The 498-nt window shown below is 63.1% G+C and carries 1 pseudogene; it reads right to left on the bottom strand.

What is annotated here, in order from left to right:
• Window positions 1-498, bottom strand: a pseudogene (locus EXE44_RS18045) (hypothetical protein); the annotation flags it as partial.

Genomic DNA, 498 nt, shown 5'->3' with positions numbered 1-498 from the left:
GGAGTTTGGCGGCTGAGCGGTACCGCGGCGACAGTACGCGCGGAAGCACGAAAATCCCGACGAGGAGGACGGCGTTCATCCCGACCCACGGCCCGAAGTTCTGAATCGCGAGTGGAAGCCCAGTCGCGAGGATACCCAGACTGACCCAGTCGAGACTCATCAGCTCCGTTGTCGGACACGATCCCGAAAGCACCTGTGCCCGATGGACGGGATGAGCGAGGTGAACGGTCAGTCTCGTAAGCAAGAACACCGGCACGAGAAGCACGTACGCGAAGAGACGAATCTGGAGTCCGGCCGTCGTAGCGACTGCGCCGACGGCGGCCGCGGTCGAGAAGTCGAGCACGCCGTTGACGAACCAGAAAGTCAAGATCGACGGCGCAAACAGACACCCGTGTAAGATCGCGGCGAGGTGCCCCGAGGAATACGAGAACTCCTGTGAGAGGAGGTCGTCGAGACTCGAGCGGAGCCGCCGCCCGATGTCGACGAACCGAGCGGCTC

The sequence above is a fragment of the Halorubrum sp. SS7 genome (assembly GCF_005435055.1).
Taxonomy (GTDB): Archaea; Halobacteriota; Halobacteria; order Halobacteriales; family Haloferacaceae; genus Halorubrum; species Halorubrum salinarum.
The sequence above is the reverse complement of the archived record's forward strand: the minus strand, read 5'-3'. Positions and strand labels throughout refer to the sequence as shown.